At 61.3% G+C, this 21,658-nt stretch carries 16 protein-coding genes; 6 read left to right on the top strand and 10 right to left on the bottom strand.

Annotated features, from left to right (window positions below):
- Nucleotides 1-7 precede the first annotated feature (7 nt).
- The 3 genes from ACZRMO_RS06145 to ACZRMO_RS06135 all read right to left on the bottom strand — a co-directional run bounded on the left by ACZRMO_RS06145 (nucleotide 8) and on the right by ACZRMO_RS06135 (nucleotide 5,094).
- Nucleotides 8-2,041 (bottom strand): ABC transporter permease subunit, encoded by a 2,034-nt coding sequence (locus ACZRMO_RS06145; protein WP_463972487.1) that lies wholly within the window; start codon nucleotides 2,039-2,041, stop codon nucleotides 8-10.
- A 430-nt stretch (nucleotides 2,042-2,471) separates the two neighbouring features.
- Entirely contained in the window at nucleotides 2,472-3,458 is a 987-nt protein-coding gene (locus ACZRMO_RS06140; RefSeq protein ID WP_017738996.1) for a phosphate ABC transporter substrate-binding protein PstS, read from the bottom strand.
- A 346-nt stretch (nucleotides 3,459-3,804) separates the two neighbouring features.
- The gene (locus ACZRMO_RS06135) at nucleotides 3,805-5,094 is read right to left on the bottom strand and encodes an MFS transporter (RefSeq protein WP_463972257.1); all 1,290 of its coding nucleotides are present in this window, start codon (nucleotides 5,092-5,094) and stop codon (nucleotides 3,805-3,807) included.
- Between the two features lie 243 nt (nucleotides 5,095-5,337).
- On the opposite strand from ACZRMO_RS06135, the gene ACZRMO_RS06130 reads away from it, so the two are divergent.
- On the top strand, nucleotides 5,338-5,742 hold the full coding sequence (locus tag ACZRMO_RS06130; protein WP_003176975.1) for an acyl-CoA thioesterase: 405 nt from the start codon (nucleotides 5,338-5,340) through the stop codon (nucleotides 5,740-5,742).
- A gap of 56 nt (nucleotides 5,743-5,798) precedes the next feature.
- On the top strand, nucleotides 5,799-6,698 hold the full coding sequence (locus ACZRMO_RS06125) for a D-hexose-6-phosphate mutarotase (RefSeq protein ID WP_463972256.1): 900 nt from the start codon (nucleotides 5,799-5,801) through the stop codon (nucleotides 6,696-6,698).
- A 102-nt stretch (nucleotides 6,699-6,800) separates the two neighbouring features.
- Here the strand turns inward: ACZRMO_RS06125 and ACZRMO_RS06120 are convergent, their stop codons facing one another.
- The 7 genes from ACZRMO_RS06120 to ACZRMO_RS06090 all read right to left on the bottom strand — a co-directional run bounded on the left by ACZRMO_RS06120 (nucleotide 6,801) and on the right by ACZRMO_RS06090 (nucleotide 12,341).
- A complete protein-coding gene (locus ACZRMO_RS06120; protein ID WP_463972255.1) occupies nucleotides 6,801-7,337 on the bottom strand; it encodes a DUF3299 domain-containing protein in 537 nt (178 codons plus the stop codon).
- An 81-nt stretch (nucleotides 7,338-7,418) separates the two neighbouring features.
- On the bottom strand, nucleotides 7,419-7,664 hold the full coding sequence (locus ACZRMO_RS06115; RefSeq protein ID WP_017739000.1) for a GlsB/YeaQ/YmgE family stress response membrane protein: 246 nt from the start codon (nucleotides 7,662-7,664) through the stop codon (nucleotides 7,419-7,421).
- 105 nt (nucleotides 7,665-7,769) lie between these two features.
- Complete coding sequence (locus tag ACZRMO_RS06110; protein WP_015886586.1) at nucleotides 7,770-8,855, bottom strand: 5-(carboxyamino)imidazole ribonucleotide synthase; 1,086 nt, start codon at nucleotides 8,853-8,855, stop codon at nucleotides 7,770-7,772.
- Between the two features lie 11 nt (nucleotides 8,856-8,866).
- Nucleotides 8,867-9,358: a 5-(carboxyamino)imidazole ribonucleotide mutase gene (purE, locus tag ACZRMO_RS06105; RefSeq protein WP_003176980.1), complete on the bottom strand. Its 492-nt coding sequence runs from the start codon at nucleotides 9,356-9,358 to the stop codon at nucleotides 8,867-8,869.
- 196 nt (nucleotides 9,359-9,554) lie between these two features.
- Nucleotides 9,555-10,859 carry a type II toxin-antitoxin system HipA family toxin gene (locus tag ACZRMO_RS06100; RefSeq protein WP_124526961.1) on the bottom strand — a complete coding sequence of 435 codons (1,305 nt, stop codon included), beginning with the start codon at nucleotides 10,857-10,859 and terminating at the stop codon, nucleotides 9,555-9,557.
- The gene (locus ACZRMO_RS06095; RefSeq protein WP_256659315.1) at nucleotides 10,856-11,221 is read right to left on the bottom strand and encodes a helix-turn-helix domain-containing protein; all 366 of its coding nucleotides are present in this window, start codon (nucleotides 11,219-11,221) and stop codon (nucleotides 10,856-10,858) included. Before ACZRMO_RS06095 ends, ACZRMO_RS06100 begins: the two co-directional genes overlap by 4 nt.
- 190 nt (nucleotides 11,222-11,411) lie before the next feature.
- The gene (locus ACZRMO_RS06090) at nucleotides 11,412-12,341 is read right to left on the bottom strand and encodes a LysR substrate-binding domain-containing protein (RefSeq protein WP_124526963.1); all 930 of its coding nucleotides are present in this window, start codon (nucleotides 12,339-12,341) and stop codon (nucleotides 11,412-11,414) included.
- Between the two features lie 182 nt (nucleotides 12,342-12,523).
- Between ACZRMO_RS06090 and aspA the strand changes: the two genes are divergently transcribed.
- From aspA to ACZRMO_RS06070, 4 genes are all read left to right on the top strand, one after another.
- Complete coding sequence (gene aspA, locus ACZRMO_RS06085; protein ID WP_017739004.1) at nucleotides 12,524-13,948, top strand: aspartate ammonia-lyase; 1,425 nt, start codon at nucleotides 12,524-12,526, stop codon at nucleotides 13,946-13,948.
- A 380-nt stretch (nucleotides 13,949-14,328) separates the two neighbouring features.
- A complete protein-coding gene (locus ACZRMO_RS06080; RefSeq protein WP_463972254.1) occupies nucleotides 14,329-15,774 on the top strand; it encodes an alanine/glycine:cation symporter family protein in 1,446 nt (481 codons plus the stop codon).
- A gap of 77 nt (nucleotides 15,775-15,851) precedes the next feature.
- A complete protein-coding gene (locus tag ACZRMO_RS06075; RefSeq protein WP_463972253.1) occupies nucleotides 15,852-16,829 on the top strand; it encodes an asparaginase in 978 nt (325 codons plus the stop codon).
- A gap of 105 nt (nucleotides 16,830-16,934) precedes the next feature.
- Nucleotides 16,935-21,530 (top strand): dermonecrotic toxin domain-containing protein, encoded by a 4,596-nt coding sequence (locus ACZRMO_RS06070; protein ID WP_463972252.1) that lies wholly within the window; start codon nucleotides 16,935-16,937, stop codon nucleotides 21,528-21,530.
- The last annotated feature ends 128 nt before the right edge of the window (nucleotides 21,531-21,658 follow it).

Raw genomic sequence — 21,658 nt, 5'->3', positions numbered from 1 at the left:
ACCTTTCTTAAAGCGACGAGTATTTCTTGCGCAGACGCTGACGGATCAGCTCGGCGAGGGTGTTCATGATGAAGGTGAACAGCAGCAGCACCAGCGCCGAGAGGAACAGCACACGGTAGTGACTACCGCCCACCTCCGACTCAGGCATCTCCACCGCGACGTTGGCCGCCAGCGTGCGCAGGCCTTCGAACAGGTTCATCTCCATCACCGGGGTGTTGCCGGTGGCCATCAGCACGATCATGGTCTCGCCGACGGCGCGGCCCATGCCGATCATCAGGGCCGAGAAAATGCCCGGGCTGGCGGTCAGGATCACCACGCGGGTCATGGTCTGCCACGGCGTGGCCCCCAGGGCCAGCGAGCCCAGGGTCAGGCCGCGCGGTACGCTGAACACGGCGTCTTCGGCGATGGAGTAGATGTTCGGGATCACCGCAAAACCCATGGCCAGGCCGACTACCAGGGCGTTGCGCTGGTCGTAGGTAATCCCCAGGTCGTGGGAGATCCACATGCGCATGTCGCCGCCGAAGAACCAGGTTTCCAGGTACGGGCTCATGTACAGCGAGAGCCAGCCCACAAACAGGATCACCGGGATCAGGATCGCGCTTTCCCAGCCATCGGGAACGCGCAGGCGGATCGATTCAGGCAGGCGGCTGAAGATGAAACCGGCCACCAGGATGCCAATCGGCAACAGCATCAACAGGCTGAAAATCCCCGGTAGATGCCCCTCGACATACGGCGCGAGGAACAGGCCGGCGAAGAAGCCGAGGATCACCGTCGGCATCGCTTCCATCAGTTCGATCACCGGCTTGACCTTGCGGCGCAGGCTCGGGGCCATGAAGTAAGCGGTGTAGATGGCAGCGGCAACGGCCAGTGGTGCGGCCAGCAGCATGGCGTAGAACGCCGCCTTCAGCGTACCGAAGGTCAGTGGCGCCAGGCTCATCTTGGGTTCGAAGTCGGTGTTGGCGGCGGTCGATTGCCAGACGTATTTAGGCTCGTCGTAGTTCTCGTACCAGACCTTGCTCCACAACGCGCTCCACGAGACTTCCGGGTGCGGGTTGTCGAGCAGCAGCGGTTGCAGCTTGCCGCCGGCTTCCACGATTACGCGGTTGGCCCGTGGCGACAGGCCGAATACGCCTTGGCCATCGACCACTGGGTCCACCAGCAAGGTGCGGTGGGCGGTGCTGTGGAACACGCCGAACTTGCCGGAGGCGTCGAGGGCGGTGAAACCTTTGCGACGTTCTTCGGCGCTGATTTCAACGATAGGCGCGGTGCCCATCTGGAAGGTGCGGATCTGCTTGAGGTGTTGCTCGCCATCCGGGTCGCGAGCCATGAACCACTGGGCCAGGCCGCCTTTGGAGTTACCGACGATCAGCGAGATACCGCCCACCAGTTGGGTGCTGGCGGTGATTTCGGCATCGCCACTTTCCAATAACTTGTATCGACCGTTGAGACTCTTGTCCCGTAGGTTGAACACATCGGCCAGGGCTCGGCCGTTGATCACGTACAGCCATTGCTGGCGCGGGTCGATGAAGATTGCCTTCACCGGCTCGGTCATTTGCGGCAGCTCGATACGCTTCTGCTCGCTGGTGACTTCGCCAGTCATCATGTTTTCTTCGCGGCTCAGGGACAGCACGTTCAGGTGCGAACCCGCAGAGCCGGCGACCACCAGGGTGGAATCCGTAGCGTTGAGCGCGACGTGCTCCAGCGGGCGACCGGCGTCATCGAGGACGATCGGTGTTTCGCCGTAGGGGTATTCGATCGCAGGCGAAATGGTTTTCTTGCCGTCCGGGTAGGACACCTTATAGGTGTGGCGGAACACCATGGACTGGCCATTGGACAAGCCCAGGATCACCAGCGGGCTGCCAGGCTGGTCTTCACCGATGGAGACCACTTGGCTACCGGCCGGCAACGGCAGGTCGACACGCTTGAGCTCGGCGCCGGTGTCCACATTGAAGAACAGTGCCTGGCCCTTGTCGGAAACCCGCATGGCGACCTGGTTCTGCTCTTCGAGCGAGATCATCAACGGCTTGCCGGCGTCCTGGATCCAGGCCGGGGTCAGTGCGTCTTCCTTGGTCAGCGAGGCGCCTTGGAACAGCGGCGCAACCACGTAGGCAAGGAAGAAGAAGATCAGCGTGATTGCACCGAGGACGGCGAGACCGCCGATCAATACATACCAACGGGTCAGGCGATCTTTGAGCGCGCGAATGCGGCGCTTGCGTTGCAGCTCAGGCGTATTGAAATCAATGCGCTTGGGAGGAGAAGTCGTCGTCATGGTGGAATTGGCCAGATCATTCATGCGCACACCCTAGCGATCCTGTATGACAGAAAGATGACAATGCAGTGACGCAAGAAATCCGCCGCGTAGCAGAGCTGGCAGCGGACTAAAAATTAGGAGGCGAGGTCCAGGTCCTGCAGACCCCGCCCGGGCCTTGAGCCTTGGTATAAACCCGGCTCAAGGCAGCTTTACCGAAGGCTTACTTGCCGCCTTCTTTCAAACCCAGGTCAGCCAGGGCCTTGGCGGCAACTTTGGCTGGCAGTGGGATGTAGCCGTCTTTCACGACAACTTCCTGGCCCTGTTTGGACAGAACCAGTTTCACGAACTCAGCTTCCAGCGGAGCCAGAGGCTTGTTCGGGGCTTTGTTGACGTAAACGTAGAGGAAACGCGACAGCGGGTATTTGCCGTTCAGGGCGTTTTCTTCGCTGTCTTCGATGAAGTCAGTGCTGCCTTTCTTGGCCAGGGCAACGGTCTTCACGCTTGCAGTCTTGTAGCCGATGCCCGAGTAACCGATACCGTTCAGCGAGGAGCTGATCGACTGCACGACCGAAGCCGAGCCTGGTTGTTCGTTCACGTTTGGCTTGTAGTCGCCTTTGCACAGGGCTTCTTCTTTGAAGTAGCCGTAGGTGCCGGATACCGAGTTACGGCCGAACAGTTGCACTGGCTTGTTGGCCAGGTCGCCGGTCACACCCAGGTCGCCCCAGGTTTTAACGTCAGCTTTGCCACCGCACAGGCGAGTCGAGGAGAAGATCGCATCGACCTGTTCCATGGTCAGGTGCTGGATCGGGTTGTCTTTGTGTACGAAGACAGCCAGGGCGTCCACGGCAACCGGGATAGCGGTTGGCTTGTAGCCGTACTTCTGCTCGAAGGCAGCCAGTTCGGTGTCCTTCATCTTGCGGCTCATCGGGCCCAGGTTGGAGGTGCCTTCAGTCAACGCAGGTGGCGCGGTGGCGGAGCCAGCGGCCTGAATCTGGATGTTTACGTTCGGGTATTCTTTTTTGTAGGACTCGGCCCACAGGGTCATCAGGTTGGCCAGGGTGTCAGAACCAACGCTGGACAAGTTGCCCGATACACCGGTGGTTTTGGTGTAGCTCGGGATAGCTGGGTCAACAGCGGCGAACGCGTTAGCAGTCGCAACGCCAGCAGCGACAAAAGTCATGGCCGCCATCAAACGCTTCAGTTTCATGCCTTACTCCTAGCAGATAGGGATAGTTGGATCGGGGCCAAGTATCGGTAGGCCGTGTGAACACTCTATGTCTGGAATATGACAATTAGATGAAAGGCCAGTATTGGCTTTAAACACGGCAAGGCGGGGAAAGGTTCGTAAACACGGGGGTTCGGGGCAGGAGCGGCGGTGTTTCAGAAATACTCTGTAATGCGATCGTTCCTACGCTCCGCGTAGGAATGCATCCTGTGACGCTCCGCGTCACGACGTTAAGAGCGGACGCAGAGCGTCCGGGGCGGCGTGGCATTCCCACGCGGAGCGTGGGAATGATCAGCGGAGCGTGGGAACGATCATCGCTTTCAAGGCCTTAGCGGGAGCGCTTCCACAGATACCCACCCACCAACATCCCCATCACGCACAGCGCGGCGACATAGTAAGCAGGGCCCATCGGGCTTTCCTTCATCAACAACGACACCGCCAGCGGCGTCAGACCGCCGAAAATCGCGTAGGCGACGTTGTAGGAGAACGACAAACCGCTGAAGCGCACCACCGGTGGGAAGGCTTTCACCATCACGTAGGGCACCACGCCGATGGTGCCGACAAACAAACCGGTCAGGGCGTACAGCGGGAACAGCCAATCCGGGTGCTGGACCAGGCTGTGGTACAGCGTCCACGAGCTGCACAGCAGCAACAGGCAACCGACGACCAGCACGCGGCCAGCGCCGAAACGGTCAGCCAGGGCGCCGGAGAGGATGCAGCCCAGGCTCAGGGTAACGATGGCCAGGCTGTTGGCTTGCAGGGCGATGGTCGGTGCAAAGTGGTAGACAGTCTGCAACACGGTCGGGGTCATCAGGATGACCACGACGATGCCGGCCGACAGCAGCCAGGTCAGCAACATCGACAACACGATGGCGCCACGGTGGTCACGCAGTACCGCGCGCAGCGGCAGCTCGGCGGCCAGGGTCTTGCGTTGCTGCATCTCGGCGAAGATCGGCGTTTCATGCAACCAGCGACGCAGGTACACCGACAACAGGCCAAACACGCCGCCGAGCAGGAACGGGATGCGCCAGGCGAAATCCGAAACCTCTACCGGGGTGTACAGGGTGTTGATGGCCGTCGCCACCAGCGAACCCAGGAGGATGCCGGCAGTGAGGCCGCTGGTCAGGGTGCCACAGGCGTAGCCGATGTGGCGCGGCGGTACGTGTTCGGAGACGAATACCCACGCGCCCGGCACTTCGCCACCAATCGCCGCGCCCTGGATCACGCGCATCAGCAGCAACAGGATCGGCGCCCACAGGCCGATCTGCGCGTAGGTCGGCAGCAGGCCCATGATCAAGGTCGGTACGGCCATCATGAAAATGCTCAGGGTGAACATCTTCTTGCGGCCCAGCAGGTCACCGAAGTGCGCCATGATGATGCCGCCCAGGGGGCGCGCCAGGTAGCCGGCGGCGAAGATGCCGAAGGTCTGCATCATGCGCAGCCATTCGGGCATATCCGCCGGGAAGAAGAGTTTTCCGACCACGGTGGCGAAAAACACGAAAATGATGAAATCATAAAATTCCAGCGCCCCGCCCAAGGCAGACAGCGACAGGGTTTTGTAGTCGTTGCGGGTCAGCGGGCGCGAAGGTTGCGCACTGCTTGCGGGCACGGAGGACATGGCAAGGCTTCTCTTATAGTAGTCAGGACGGCAGAACCGCTGTACTGGCAGGGCCAGGACGGGTTGGGAAAGATAGCAAATCGCTTGCAAAAGCACACCACAAGCACAGTTGCGGTAAAAAGCCGCGATACAGCGGCGAATAGCCGACCAAATCAACTACAGACGGTCGTCGCGACGCAAGGGTGTCGATATACTCGGGCCACGCACGCGCAAGAACCCGCAGTCTTGAGAGGCATACCCGGCATGATCGAACTCGAACAAGAAGATCCTATCCCGCAAGGCGACCTCGCCCTGCAAATCACCGCGCTTCCGCGTGAAACCAACGGCTTTGGCGATATCTTCGGCGGCTGGCTGGTCGCGCAGATGGACCTCGCCGGCACCGCCATGGCCAGCAAGGTCGCGGGTGGACGTGTGGCCACCGTGGCCATCGATCGCATGGCGTTCCTGGTGCCGGTCGCCGTGGGCGCGCAGCTGTCCTTTTATACCCAGGCCCTGGAGATCGGCCGCAGCTCGATCCAGATGATGGTCGAAGTGTGGAGCGACGACCCGCTGTCCAGCGAATGGCGCAAGGTCACCGAGGCGGTATTTGTGTTCGTTGCCATCGACGGCAGTGGCCGTACGCGCTCGGTTCCGTCCCGCGCCCGTTAAACCTCGCCGGGTTTTGACGGTCAATTGCCCCATTGCATGCCATTGAGAGTGTTGTTATGCCTGTGCCCCACGTTGAAACCGTGAAAATCGATGAGCTGGACTGCTGGCGCATCCGCCACAACGGCGCTGAGTTGATGGTGGCCCACCAGGGCGCGCACATCTTCAGTTACGGACGTGATGGCGAGCAGCCGCTGATCTGGCCGAACCCCGAAGCGGTGTTCAAGCAGGGCAAGGGCATTCGTACCGGCGTACCGGTGTGCTGGCCGTGGTTTGGCGTGTTTGAGCGCAACCCGCAAAGCGTCAAGGCGATGCGCCAGAGCGAGCAGCCTGCCGGTGCCCATGGTTTTGTGCGTACTACATTGTGGGAATTGGCCGCGACCGAGCTTGAAGGCGACGTCTTGCGCGTTGACCTGGTACTGCCAGTGCCCGCAGGTGGCTTCCCCGGCTGGCCCCATCAAGTCGACCTGACCCTGAGCCTGCTGCTGGACGAGCAACTGCACATCCGCCTGACCAGCCACAACCGTGGCACCGACACCGTGACCCTCAGCCAGGCGCTGCATACGTACTTTGCCGTGAGCGATGTGCGCAACGTGCAAGTCGATGGGCTGGACGGAACGGCGTATATCGATACCGCTGACGGCTGGACCGAGAAAAACCAATCAGGCTTGCTGCATTTCACCGCCGAGACGGATCGCATCTACCTCGATACGCCGGCGCAGTTGAGCATCGTCGATAAAGACTGGCAGCGTCGCATCCAGCTCACCAGCGAGGGCTCGAAGTCCACCGTGATCTGGAACCCGTGGACCGAGCGCGCCAAGGCCTTTGATGACATGGCCGATGATGGCTGGACGGGCATGCTGTGCATCGAGACGGCGAATGTGCTGGATGATGTTGTTGAGTTGGCGCCAGGCCAAAGCCACACCTTAAGTGTGAGCATCACCGGTACTGCCTTGTAAACCCAATCAAAACTGTGGGAGCTGGCTTGCCTGCGATAGCAATGGTGAATTCACTACAGCTATCGCAGGCAAGCCAGCTCCCACATTGATTTGTGCTGGGCTTTAGAGATCAGACTCCTTCACCACCCTTACCTTCCCCGCATCCAGCGCATACGCCGCGTCCGCCAAATCATTGTTGACCTTCTCCACCTTCAACGTCCCCGTCACCCACAACGGCGTGTAGATATCATCCAGCTTCAACCCCTTGGGATACCGCACCAGCACCAACTGGTTAGGCGGCGGTGGCGGCACGTGGATGCACGCGCCTGGGTACGGCACCAGGAAGAACAGCGTGCTGCGGCCCTTGGCGTCGGTTTCCAGCGGCACCGGGTAGCCGCCGATACGGATGTTCTTGCCGTTCATGGCACCCACGGTCTTGGTCGAATACATCACCGCCGGCAAGCCTTTGCTCTGTTTCAGGCCGCCTTTTTCGGTGAACGTGCCTTGGGCTTCGGGGGAGTTGTGGTCGATCTCGGGCATGGCTTCGAGGGCTTTCTGGTCCGACAGCGGCATCAGGTCGAGCCAGTCGGTTTCCGGCAGTTCGCCGGCGTGCGCAAGGCCAGAGCCGAGCAAGAGGAGAGTCAACAGAAGACGGCGCATGGGGAGCAGCTCGGCAAGGAAAACGGTGCCGGCATTCTAGCCCTCTGCGCCTGCGCAGCGCAGAGGGCTTTGTCGCTTAGATCATTTCTTTTTGATCAGGCCGTAGATCACCAGCAGGATGATCGCGCCGATCAGCGCGCCGATGAAGCCCGCCCCTTGACCGGCCTGGTAGATACCCAGGGCCTGGCCACCGTAGGTCGCCGCCAGGGAGCCGGCGATACCCAGCAGGATGGTCATGATCCAGCCCATGCTGTCGTCGCCAGGCTTGAGGAAACGCGCCAGCAGGCCGACGATCAGGCCGATAAAGATGGTTCCGATGATACCCATGGCATTTCCCTCTGAATGTAGGTGAGCTATGCCAAAGCCTAGTCAGGCTTTGGCATCCTGCAATCAGAGAGACGACGATCACCAATGGTTCCCGTCGGACTTGGCTTATTGCTCGGCGATCAGCGCTTCAACCTTGAGGATCTGCGCTTGCAGCGTCGCCCGGTCCTTGCAACGCAGGTTGGCGTGGCCGACCTTGCGCCCGGCCTTGAAGGCCTTGCCGTAATGGTGCAGGTGGCAGTCGTCGATGGCGATGACTTTTTCCACTGGCGGCACTACACCGATGAAGTTGAGCATCGCGCTTTCGCCGACCTTGGCCGTGGAGCCCAGCGGCAAGCCCGCGACCGCCCGCAGGTGGTTTTCGAACTGGCTGCACTCGGCGCCTTCGGTGGTCCAGTGCCCGGAGTTGTGTACGCGCGGGGCGATTTCGTTGGCCTTGAGGCCACCGTCCACTTCAAAGAACTCGAACGCCATCACGCCGACGTAATCCAGTTGCTTGAGCACACGGCTGGAATAATCTTCCGCCAGGGCCTGCAACGGGTGGTCGGTGCTGGCCACGGACAGCTTGAGGATGCCGCTGTCGTGGGTGTTGTGCACCAACGGGTAGAAGCGGGTTTCGCCATCACGGGCACGCACGGCAATCAGCGAGACTTCACCGGTGAACGGCACGAAGCCTTCCAGCAGGCAGGCCACGCTGCCCAGCTCGGCAAAGGTGCCGACCACGTCAGCGGCCGTGCGCAGGACTTTCTGGCCCTTGCCGTCATAACCCAGGGTGCGGGTTTTCAGCACGGCCGGCAGGCCGATGCTGGCAACGGCGGCGTCCAGGTCCGCCTGGGACTGGATATCGGCGAAGGCCGGGGTGGGGATGCCCAGGTCCTTGAACATGCTTTTCTCGAACCAGCGGTCACGGGCGATGCGCAAGGCTTCGGCGCTCGGGTACACCGGCACGAACTGCGAAAGGAAGGCCACGGTTTCAGCCGGCACGCTTTCGAACTCGAAGGTCACCAGGTCAACTTCGTCAGCCAGTTGGCGCAGGTGGTCCGGGTCGCTGTAGTCAGCCCGCAGGTGTTCACCCAACGCAGCCGCGCAAGCGTCCGGCGCCGGGTCCAGGAAAGCGAAGTTCATCCCCAGCGGGGTTCCCGCCAGGGCCAGCATGCGGCCCAGTTGGCCGCCACCGATTACACCGATTTTCATCGTCAACAACCTCAGGCGATGCGTGGGTCTGGATTGTCCAGCACGCTGTCTGTCTGCTCAGCACGGAATTTCTTCAGCACCGCGTGGAACTGCGGGTGCTTGGCGCCCAGGATGCTGGCGGACAGCAACGCGGCGTTGATCGCGCCGGCCTTGCCGATTGCCAGGGTCGCCACCGGAATGCCAGCCGGCATCTGCACGATGGACAACAGCGAATCCACGCCCGAGAGCATTGCCGACTGCACCGGCACGCCAAGCACCGGCAGGTGGGTCTTGGCCGCACACATGCCTGGCAAGTGCGCTGCACCGCCGGCACCGGCGATGATCACCTCGATGCCACGGGATTCTGCTTCATCGGCATACTGGAACAGCAAATCCGGGGTGCGGTGGGCAGAGACCACTTTCACTTCATACGGAATGCCGAGTTTTTCCAGCATATCGGCGGTGTGGCTAAGGGTGGACCAATCGGACTTGGAGCCCATGATCACGCCAACCAATGCACTCATCGTCGTGCCTCTTCTCTCTGGGCGCCCGCAGGCGCGTCAAAAAACAACAAGCCACGCGGGAAATCCGGCGTGGCTTGTTGTACGAATTAAGGCCGGTTGGACCGGCCGAAGGCCGCGCAGTATACCGTAATAATGCAGATAAACAGCCCCTTGGATGACCATCTGTCTAGCGGGGCAAAGTGGCGGTTTTATTGACTCAGGAGTCAGCGACGAAGCTTAGACGATGGGTCTTGGTAATGGCATCAATCATGGTCGGCGACACCCCTACTTTTGCCGCGATCACCGGCCATTGCACGACGGCCTCGCGCACCTCACGGATGATCTGCCGAGCTTTAAGACCCTTGATCTGACTTGCAACACTGAGCAAGTCTTCCAGCACAAAGTTATCGCGCTTACCGTTTACGCTCATCTGATGGCTATCGACCCAGAAATTACCGGGCATATAGGACCAAGTCACGTCATAGGCAGGTGACAGGTACCAGGTGCCGTCTGTATCCAACAGAAAGCTGATGTTCTTGGTGTGATCATCCTGGTTTCGGGCGATAACGTTGAACACCATCCGCCGGAAAAACTGCTCTGCCTCCCGACGACTCAACTTCAACACCCTGAACACGCTCAGCGCCTCAGCGTACGAATACTCACCGGGCTTTTTGTAGTCGGCATGATCCAGCGCACACAGCGTAGCGGTATGAATTTTCTCGCCATCATCCGTGCGATCGAATCGTTTGGTCATGAAATGGGCGCGCCCGCCCTCTTCGAGCAGACGGCATTCGGTCATCACCACACCGGCCTGCCTGGCCATCAGGTGATACGCGTATTCGATCCGACCAAATCCTTGACTATCCGCAAGTACGTCGGTGTTTTTTGCAACGTCAAACTTTAGCAGCCAGTAGCTGTACCCCTGTGGCGCCGTCACTTGGCCCGACCGGACATGTCCTTCGTCGTTGATCGCAATGATCGCCTTCGCACGCGCACCGCCTGCACTGGTGCCGACCTGGATCAATCGCTGCAACGCGGCATCATCCACCGTGGGATCGTTGGACGTCAGGCGATCCTCCAGGCTCTCACGCCCCGCAAGGACTTCGCCAGCCAACTGGACCAGCGCCTCGATCTCGATACTTTCGGCCTCGTTAGCCTCTGTCTTCATGGCCGGCCGATATTCCAGGGCGCCCATGCCGCGATTGCCCTGATACAGCAGCCGATCTACCGGAGTGAAGGAACGCTTGTCGCGGCCTTGCTGGGCCAACCAGGCATCGATCAGGGCATTGCCGAAATCATCCGGGAGCGAGTCGGCAAAGATCGCCGGAAGCGCTTTATAGGTTTCCCGGTTCAGGTTGGTGAATGCGTAGGTGTAACCAACACGGGCAGGCATATGGATAGGCGAAATTTCCAACCCGGTGGCGACGAACTCGGGAGAAAACTCGAACTCGCCAACCAGGCTTGCCTCATCCCAATTAAGCGCGCCAACGTAGAGGCCCCATAAATAGATTTGTGCGATCACCAAGTCGTGTCCTTCTCTGCGGCGTCAGGCGTGATGAGCTTTTTCTGGCCCGTGACTGACGAGTTTGCGGATCGAGGCTTGCGGAGGGTGTAGGCGCGTTGACGTTGCTTCCCGGCCATCTTTGCCATCTGGATGGGACTTGAACGCACCTCCTCGACCAGGGAACTCAACCGATCCAATTCCCCGATCACGCGCAATACCGCAATCAGGTTGAGCAAGGTGCCCTTGCCCGCCATCAACTGGCGCAACGTAGTCCGGGAAATGCCCGCTTCTTCAGCAACGGTCTCCTGATTGAGGTTCTTCTTCACCCTCAGGGCTTCGAGGCGCGAGCCAATCACTTCTGCGATGGCTTGCTCACTCATCGTTGTCATCCGCATTTTGTCTGGCTTCCTGATCGATAGGTGACTTTCTACCACTTATTGAACAGTATCCTAGCCAATAAACCGGCGACATGTAAGTCGATGTATAGAGCCCTATTTTTTGGATAGAAACATGATCAAAATATGACTTAAAGACACATAATGAGCAGTAAACTATCCAATTTTAAAATAATCACGTTAAACCACGCTCACCCACAGGACTCTGCGCCGCCCCACCCTCCAACTTGCGCCACAACAACCGCACGTTCGCCTTGCGCACCAACGCACAGCGATACAAACGAATCTCCAGCGGCACATGCCATTGCGGACCGCCACACACCACCAGTTCACCGCGTGCCAACTCGGCACGCACGCTCAACTGCGGCACCCAGGCAATTCCCAGGCCTTCCAGCGCCATGCTCTTGAGGCTATCGGCCATGGCGGTTTCGTACACGGTGGTAAAGCGCAAGGCACGCTGGCGCAGCAGCAGGTGCACCGACCGCCCGAGGAACGCACCGGCGCTGTAGGCCAGCAACGGCACACTGCCCTCACCTTCCAGGTCGAACAACGGCTTGCCATCGGCATCGGCGGCGCACACCGGGAGCATTTCGGTGTTGCCCAGGTGCAGGGAGGGGAAGATTTCCGCGTCCATCTGCATGGCCGCATCCGGGTCATAGAACGCCAGCATCAAGTCACAACCGCCTTCGCGCAGGGCGTGCACCGCGTCGCCGACGTTGGTGGCCACCAGCCGCGTGGCGATGTTCAGGCCTTCGTTGCGCAGTTGGGCGATCCAGCGCGGGAAGAAGCCCAGCGCCAGGGAGTGCGCCGCCGCGACTTGCATGACTTCGCCCTGCCCGCCTTCCAGGTGATGCAAATGGCGCAGCACTTCACCGAGCTGTTCGACCACGGTGCGCGCGGTCACCAGGAACAACTGCCCCGCCGCCGTCAATTCCACCGGCGTGCGCGAGCGGTTGACCAGGGTCAGGCCCAGCGCAGCCTCCAGGCTACGGATGCGGCGGCTGAACGCCGGCTGGGTGACAAAGCGCCGTTCCGCCGCCTGGGAAAAGCTGCGGGTGGCCGCCAGGGCGCTGAAGTCTTCCAGCCATTTGCTCTCAAGGTTCATCACTTCCCTCCACGGGTACGCACCATTTTGGTACACACGCCCGCCATGATAGCCGGGTCACACCTGCATTATGCCGTTTATGCATAGCCCAGTGCTGAACAGCATTGGCCCAAAAACTCACACAAGCCTAGCATTCGCAGCGTTCCGGCCAGTTCCGGGTCCATATCGAGATGATTTCCGTCATGTCCTCCGCTGCATCTTTCCGTACCGAAAAAGACCTGCTTGGCGTACTCGAAGTACCGGCTCAAGCGTATTACGGCATCCAGACCCTGCGAGCGGTGAACAACTTCCGCCTCTCGGGCGTTCCGATTTCGCATTACCCGAAATTGGTGGTCGGTCTGGCAATGGTCAAGCAAGCGGCGGCAGACGCCAACCGCGAGCTGGGTCAGCTCAGTGAAGCCAAGCACGCTGCCATCAGCGAAGCCTGTGCCCGGCTGATCCGCGGCGATTTCCACGAAGAGTTCGTGGTGGACATGATTCAAGGCGGCGCTGGCACTTCAACCAACATGAATGCCAACGAAGTGATCGCCAACATCGCGCTGGAGGCCATGGGTCACCAGAAAGGCGAGTACCAGTACCTGCACCCGAACAACGACGTGAACATGGCGCAGTCGACCAACGACGCCTACCCGACCGCGATCCGCCTGGGTCTGCTGCTGGGCCATGACGCGCTGCTGGCCAGCCTCGACAGCCTGATCCAGGCCTTCGCCGCCAAGGGCGTCGAGTTCGGCCATGTGCTGAAAATGGGCCGCACCCAATTGCAAGACGCCGTGCCGATGACCCTCGGTCAGGAATTCCGTGCCTTCGCCACCACCCTGGGTGAAGACCTGGCCCGCCTGAAAACCCTGGCGCCAGAACTGCTGACCGAAGTGAACCTGGGCGGCACCGCCATCGGTACCGGCATCAACGCCGACCCGCGTTACCAGGCCCTGGCCGTACAACGCCTGGCCACCATCAGCGGCCAGCCGCTGGTACCGGCTGCCGACCTGATCGAAGCCACCTCCGACATGGGCGCCTTCGTGCTGTTCTCCGGCATGCTCAAGCGTACTGCGGTGAAGCTGTCGAAGATCTGCAACGACCTGCGCCTGCTGTCCAGCGGCCCGCGTACCGGGATCAACGAGATCAACCTGCCAGCGCGTCAGCCAGGCAGCTCGATCATGCCCGGCAAGGTCAACCCGGTGATCCCGGAAGCGGTGAACCAGGTGGCGTTCCAAGTGATCGGCAACGACTTGGCGCTGACCATGGCAGCCGAAGGCGGCCAACTGCAACTGAACGTGATGGAGCCTTTGATCGCCTTCAAGATCTTCGACTCGATCCGCCTGCTGCAACGCGCCATGGACATGCTGCGCGAACACTGCATCGTCGGCATCACCGCCAACGAAGCGCGCTGCCGCGAACTGGTGGAGCACTCCATCGGCCTGGTCACCGCGCTGAACCCGTACATCGGCTATGAAAACGCCACCCGCATCGCCCGTATCGCCCTTGAAAGCGGCCGCGGCGTGCTGGAACTGGTGCGCGAAGAAGGCTTGCTCGACGACGCCATGCTCGACGACATCCTGCGCCCGGAAAACATGATTGCCCCACGTTTGGTCCCGCTGAAGGCCTAAGCGTTTGTTGCACCGCTCACCAGGTTGAGGGACTAGACACCTCTCACCTTTTGAGGGCCTGAAGGCTCGTTCTTCAGGCCCTTTTTTTTGCCTCAAGGTTGTGAAATGACGCCCATAAAAACTCCAATATCGCCCTGCAAGCCCGCCACCCTGCTGAAACCTTTAATCGCCCCGTGCAGACGGATCACGCGCTCCTAGGTATAGTGCCGCCCCTCTTCGCGCTGCGGCCGTCGGTAACGAGGCCCGGGTACACACGCGAAACCGCATGAATAACAACCCGCAAAAGGATTGGGGTCGAACTGTCGCGCACTGCCTGGTGCTAAGCGACGGCGTCGCACCGTCCTGCGTTTGCCATTAGAAAAATCAGCGAGGAACACTCCATGCTCGAAGTCATCAACGACTTCCTCTCAGGGAAAGTACTGATCGTGCTCATTGTCGGGCTCGGCGGTTATTTCACGATTCGCTCGCGTTTCGTACAGCTGCGCCACTTTTTCCACATGTTCTCGGTGTTTAAAGACAGCCTCAAGAGCAGCTCCGACCAACTCAGCTCGTTCCAGGCGCTGATGCTCAGCCTGGCTGGCCGCGTAGGTGCCGGCAACATCGCCGGTGTCGGCATTGCCGTAACCCTGGGTGGCCCGGGCGCCGTGTTCTGGATGTGGGTCACCGCGTTGGTGGGCATGTCGTCGAGCTTTATCGAATGCTCCCTCGGCCAGCTGTACAAGCGTACCGACGCAGAAGGCACCTACCGTGGTGGCCCGGCGTATTACATCCAGCACGGCCTGCACAAGCGCTGGCTGGGCATGGTCATGGCGTTCCTGCTGCTGGTGACCTTCGGCTTTGCCTTCAACGGCCTGCAAGCCCACGCCGTGACGCACTCACTGAACAACGCCTTCGGCCTCGACACCACCTACACCGGCCTGGCCCTCGCGGCATTGCTGGGCCTGGTGTTCATCGGCGGGATCAAGCGCATCGCGTCGATTGCCGACCTGCTGGTGCCAGTCAAAACCCTGGTCTACATCGCCGTGACCCTGTACGTGATCGTGCTGCAATTCGACCACGTCCCGGCCATGCTGATGACCATCGTCAAGAGCGCCTTCGGCCTCGACCAAGCCTTCGGTGGCCTGGTGGGCAGCGCGATCATCATGGGTGTGAAGCGCGGCGTGTTCGCCAACGAAGCCGGTCTGGGCAGTGCGCCTAACGTGGCGGCGGTGGCTTCCGTAGAGCACCCGATTGCCCAGGGCGTGGTCCAGGCGTTCAGCGTGTTCCTCGACACCTTCGTGATCTGCACCTGCACCGCGTTGCTGATCCTGCTCTCCGGCTTCTACACCCCAGGCTTTGAAGGCGACGGCATTGCCCTGACCCAGAACTCCCTGGCAGCGGTAGTGGGTGACTGGGGCCGCATGTTCATCTCCGTGGCCCTGGCGTTGTTCGTGTTCACCTCGATCATGTACAACTACTACCTCGGCGAGAGCAACCTGCGCTTCCTGGTGGGCAACAACCGCAAGGTGCTGATCGGCTACCGCACGCTGGTGCTGGTGCTGATCTTCTGGGGCTCGATCGAGAACCTGAGCACCGTGTTCGCGTTCGCCGACATCACCATGACCATGCTCGCCTTCGTCAACCTGTTCGCCCTGGCGTTCCTGTTCAAGATCGCCATGCGCATCCTGAACGACTACGACAACCAGCGTGCGGCAGGCATCAAGACCCCGGTGTTCGACTCCAGCCAGTTCCCTGACCTGGACCTGGACCGCAAGGCCTGGCCGGCCAACCCGGTAAAACCGGAAGCGGCGCCATCGGCAGAGCTGAACGCTCAAACGCAACGCTGAAACGCTAAGCAGTGACACGCCGCCCGGCCTTGGGCATGCTCTGGGCCCGGCGGCGTTTTTCGTTCAGGAGAATCTCAATGTCAGCATCCAACAACGTCATGGTGCTCTACACCGGCGGTACCATCGGCATGCAGGCCAGCGCCAATGGCCTGGCTCCGGCTTCTGGCTTCGAAGCCCGCATGCGCGCAGAGCTTGCCAACCAGACTTTGCCCGCGTGGCGCTTCCAGGAAATGACCCCGCTGATCGACAGCGCCAACATGAACCCGGCCTACTGGCAGCGTTTACGTGCCGCGGTGATTGACGCGGTGGACGGCGGCTGCGACAGCGTGCTGATCCTGCATGGCACCGACACCCTGGCCTACAGCGCGGCGGCCATGAGTTTCCAACTGCTGGGCCTCCCGGTCCCTGTGGTATTCACCGGTTCGATGTTGCCAGCCGGCGTGCCGGACAGCGATGCCTGGGAAAACGTCAGCGGCGCGCTGCTAGCTCTGGGCGCAGGCCTGACGGCGGGTGTGCACCTGCACTTCCACGGCGCGATGATGGCGCCCACCGCCTGCGCGAAGATCCGCAGCTTCGGCCGCAACCCATTCGCGGCGCTGAATCGCCAGGGTGGCGTGGCCCGTGCCGAGTCCATCCCGGCAGCGTTGGACTATCGCCAGCCCAAGGCCCTGGCCAACGTCGGCGTGCTGCCGCTGGTTCCGGGTATCGGCGCGGCGCAGCTGGACGCGGTGATCGGCAGCGGCATTCAAGCGTTGATCCTCGAATGCTTCGGCAGTGGTACCGGCCCCAGCGACAACCCTGAGTTCCTCGCCAGCCTTGAGCGCGCGCAGGCCCAAGGCGTGGTCGTGGTGGCGATCACCCAATGCCATGAAGGCGGCGTCGAGCTGGATGTCTACGAAGCCGGTAGCCGCCTGCGTGGCGTGGGTGTGCTGTCGGGTGGCGGCATGACCCGTGAAGCGGCGTTTGGCAAGCTCAATGCCCTGCTCGGTGCGGGCCTGAACGCTACCGAGGTCCGCCGCCTGGTGGAAACCAACCTGTGCGGTGAGTTGGGCTAAGCCCCTACATAATCACCGCCCTCCCGCTCCTGCGCTTCCTAGCATGGCAACACCCGAGGCATGCCCTCGGGTCGTTTCCAACCCTAGGCACGTCAGGAGCTGTCCATGACTTCAACCCCGTCCAACCCCACCCCACCCGACCCCAGTATCGCCGTGGTCGCCCAACTGTCCGCCGGGCCGACCTTTCACGAAGTGGCCGCGAGCCTATTGCGCGAGCAGTTGCAGGAACGTTATCCCGCGCTGAACATCGACCCCGAAACCACCCTGGTCGGCACACCCTCCTGGGAACTCATCGACGACCAGATCATCGCCGCCGCGCCGCACTACCAGGCACTCAGTGACGTCCTGGCGCGACAAGCCGTGCTGGCCGTGCCCACGATATATCTCGAAGGTGAGCACTTCCTCACCCGCCAACCCGTCGTCGAACCGGCTGTGCACCTGCCGGTGCGCATCGACGAGATCGCCGCCCTGATCAATGTGCTGGCACCGGTGATGATTCGCGGCTATCAGGACCTGCAGGTGAGCTACTGGAACCAGTCCAACGGCAGCGGCCCTCACTGGCACCAACTGTCGAACACCTTGCGCGAGATCTGGAACGTGGACCAGGTGCAAGGCTGGACCGACCAGGACTGCCTGATGGCGCGCCAGTTGTTTCGCGCCCCTGCCCTGGAAGACCGACGCAAGACTGACGGCTACGGTACCCGCGCCTATCTGCTGGATGTCGACGAGATCGATGCCGAGGGCACGATCAGCCACCTCAACGAACACCTGGTCACGGTGCTGATTGGCAAGCAGAACGCGCAGGACGTGATCCTGACCCACTCGCTGCTGCAAGGCTTCGAGAAATTCAGCAGCCTGGACCAGTTGGGCCAATCGCTCCCCACGCTGGTAGACGCCACCGTCACGCACAACACACTGCAGTGGCGGCTGGTGGAACCCCAAGGCAACTACTTCGACCACTTGGCCTGCACGCTGATCGCAGTGCAGATCGACGCCATCGGCGCGCTCGACTTCTCCGACATACGCGGCGGTTCCGCCAGCCAGGCCCCCCTGGCTGCGCCGCCCAGCAGCGAGGCCGCCGCCTCGGAAGACGACCTGCAATGGTTTCAGCAGGCTCTGCCTGACTGGCTGAGCCAGGCGAACAACTCTGACCTCAACGCCTTCTCCCGCCACCTCAAAGACCTGGCGGCGCTGCATCGCGCCAACGAGGGCAAGACCTACCTGGACGCCATCGAGCCTATCCAGGCCTATGCCCTCGGCCAGTTGCGCAGCGAGATGCTCAAGGACCATGCCGACGCCGCCACGCTGATGCTCGACAAAATCGAGCTGGTGGTTCAAAGCCCTGTGATCTGGGGCACCTTCGCGGTGCCGGGGCAAATCGACACCAGCGTCTTCAGCCTGGCCGAACTGGCCCTGCAAAACCTGATCGCCGTGCCGCTGGGCGACAAGACCCTGCGCGCCCACAACAGCAATGGCCTGCCCACATGGCTGACGGTGAGTTATGTGGAGACGCTGATCAGCCGAATCGATATTGGCCGACGCTACCCGGACCTGATCAATACCAAGTTGTTGCGCGACGCCCAAGAGTCCGCCCGCCGCCAGCAGCTCTACAGCCAGCACCTGCGCATCCAGCTACCGCTGCTGGCGCTGCAGTGCAAGATCCGCGACCAGTACGGCATCGACGAGCGCGGTTACCGCTATATAGCTGCATTGATGCAGGAGAACGCCATCGACCGTCAGGTGGACGGCCAGCGCATCGGCTTGCGGCCCCTGGCTTTCGTACCCTTGCGCCGCACGGACAACACCGAGGACGAAGTGGCGAACATGTATGTGATCGGCCCCCAAGACCCGGAAGCCGGGCCGTGCCTGTTGTACCGCCCGCTGCTGGACCCTCCGCTGATCCAGTACCCGTCGCCGGCCAATCTGTTGTACGCCGTGCAGCAATCGTCGCGGCTGCGCGAGTCGGTGCTGGCCTGGCTGCCTGACAACGTGCGTCAGGACTACACCCGCTACGTATTCCCCGGCGCGCTGCCCTCGCCCTGGGCCGCGGCCGAGTTCCTGGTGGACCCGCTCAAGCTCTGGACCCTGAGCGGGCCGATGAGCCTGAGCAAACACGCACTGGAGGGCAATATCCTGGCCCATCTGTTCACTGCCAACGCCAACGCGCTGGCCGAGCTGGCCAACCGTCAATCGGTGTCGAATGCCGAAGCGCGTTGGGAGACGCTCAAACGTGCCGGCTGGCTGATCTTCAATGCGGCGCTGCCCTTCCTGGGGCGCACGGTCGGTACTGCAGCGTGGATCTGGCAGATCATGGACCAACTGCAACAGGTAGTGGATGCCGCCGACCGCCCCGAGCATCAGTCACCCTGGGAGGCCTTGAGCGAACTACTGCTCAACCTGGGCATGGCCGTGGCATTGCACGGCATCGCCCGGGGCGGCCCGCGCTCGCGACCGGAACCACCGGCCAAACGACCTGCCGCGCCGCGCAAACAAGTGCCGACCAAAGTGCTGACGGTACAGAGACTGGCCGACATCAGCACCGACGAGTTGCCCGTTCCGCACGCCCAGCCCCTGCACACCAGCGGCGCAACCAACCGCTCGCCGGGTCAGTTGGCCGTCGTGCTTGACCGCTTCAAGGTCGATCGACCCGCCTCTCTCAACGACCCCATCACTACCCCGGGGGCCCATCTGCACCTGTATGCCGACGCCGGCAAATACTACGCCCCCGTCGGCACACGCTGGTTTGAGGTGCAGGTGGACGAGAACGACACCGTGCTCATCGTCGACTCCACCCATACCGAGCGTACAGGGCCGGCGCTGATCAGTAACCGCAAGGGTGAGTGGTTCGTCGATGTTCGCCTGCGCCTGCGCGGCGGCGGCCCCAAAACCATGGTGCGCAAGGCCAAGAGCCTGGCCGAACAACGCGCGGAACAATTGCGCAGGCAATTGAGCGACTTCGAAAGCGACAAGAAACAAGGGCAGAGTGACCTGCAACAGGCTCGCCAGGCCATGGAGAGTGCCACCTCATCGTCTGCGCCAGTGCTGCGCCAAACCTACCTCGACACCCTGCGTACCCAACGCGACGACTATGAGGGTGCCTTGCAGAAACTCAAGGAGCTGAACGTGCATGCGCCCATTCCAGACTATTCGCAAAAAGCGCTGAATTACCTCAAGGCACAAACCGAGTTCACCCGTGCGGACATCCGCGATGCCCTGACCGACTTCACGCCCACATTGCGCACCGTACTGGATCAGATCGACCACCAGGCCGAAGAGCCTGAGGTTCGTCACATTGCAGACTCCCACACCATGAGCACGCTGAACCAGCAGATGATCCAGCGCCTGGAATACATGCAGGGGCGTTTCGTCGAACTGCGCAAACTGCAACGTGAAGGCCTGCGCTTGATCAACACGATCAAAGGCACTCTGCCGGCCTATGACAGCGATGCGCTCAAGGCGCTCCAGGTCGCCCTGAGCCGCAACCTGTGCCTGGAGGCGCAGACCGAAAGCACGCAACCGGAGGCCTGGGCGGCGCTGGACAGCATCGTCGATACCGCCGGGGTAGCGATCCAATGCCTGCGCGACACCCTGGACGAACGCAGCGAAACCCGCCTGGATGAACGCTTCGATAGCTTGAGTAACCTGATCGAACAGTTTCGGTTGGTGGACGAGCGCCTGGTCGACCTCAAGGAGGATTACTCGGCCCATATCCTCAGTGAACCCGTACAGCGCCTGCGCGATCAGCTGGATGAATTCAACCGGCGCGCCATCGGTAACCTGGCACTGCTGAGCGCCGAACGCGACAGCCTGAGAAGCCGCCCCAGCCCACCGCCGACGCCACCGCGCCCACAGAAGCGCTTTATCCGCACGCGCTACAGCGGCCAGTTGATCGGCGAGCCGCGCTTGAGTTCGGTGGGCTTGGACACCGGCCTGGTGGATATCTTTTCGCCGATCTCCCACAAGGTGGTGGCCACCTACCACGAGAAAACCGCGGGGATGTGGGTCGAACGTATCAAGACACCCCCGATCAGCCCAGTGGTGATCGACCTACAGGCCAGTATTCGCCACGGCCAGACTCTGATCGACCAATTGCCGGCCTTTCTCACCCGCGCCGGCACCCTGATAGACCAGCCCGAGCGCAACCCCATCGGCATCGAGCATTTGTTCCACCAGCACGCCAAGCGTCTGGAACAGGCGGTCAATGCCATCGATACCGCGTTGACGCAAAGCAATATGACCGAGAGCGAAAACCTGCCAGCCAGTTGGGTCAACAAAGCCTTGAAGACAGCGATCACCGACCTGTACAACAAAAGCAACGAGCACGTGCTGAAATTACTCAAACAGCGCCCACCAACAGCCTCCGCCGTCGAATGGCTGAAGCTGCGCAACTCGATCACCATCAAAAAAACCATCAATCGTCGTCGCTTGAAAAGCCCGGTACCCGACTTTCTGGGCGAGTACATCCTGACCGACAGCAGCACCCATAAAGTCCTCTGGTACGCGCATTTCCACTACAGCACCTCCTGGACGCCCGCCAGGACTTACCTTTCAGCCCGCCTGAAAACCGAAGCGGAACACCAGTTGGGCGCTGCGGCCGACAGCCCGAAGGGTTTGAGCGATGAGCAGAAAATTGCCTTCTATCGAAGTGAAATCAGCCTGGAAGCCGCCCGCAGGCTGTTTTTTGGTGACAGCGACAACTGAGGTTCCTGCCCGCTCCTTCGCCGGGAGTGGGCCTCCTACTTATCTACCGCCAGCGCTGCACCCTCAGTGATTACCTTGCGGTAGTCCCGCCTGTCGCCGTCCGGCCGGGCTGATGAATGCAAAGGAGC

This window comes from Pseudomonas sp. B611, assembly GCF_055407965.1.
This window is presented reverse-complemented; position numbering and strand designations above follow the sequence as displayed.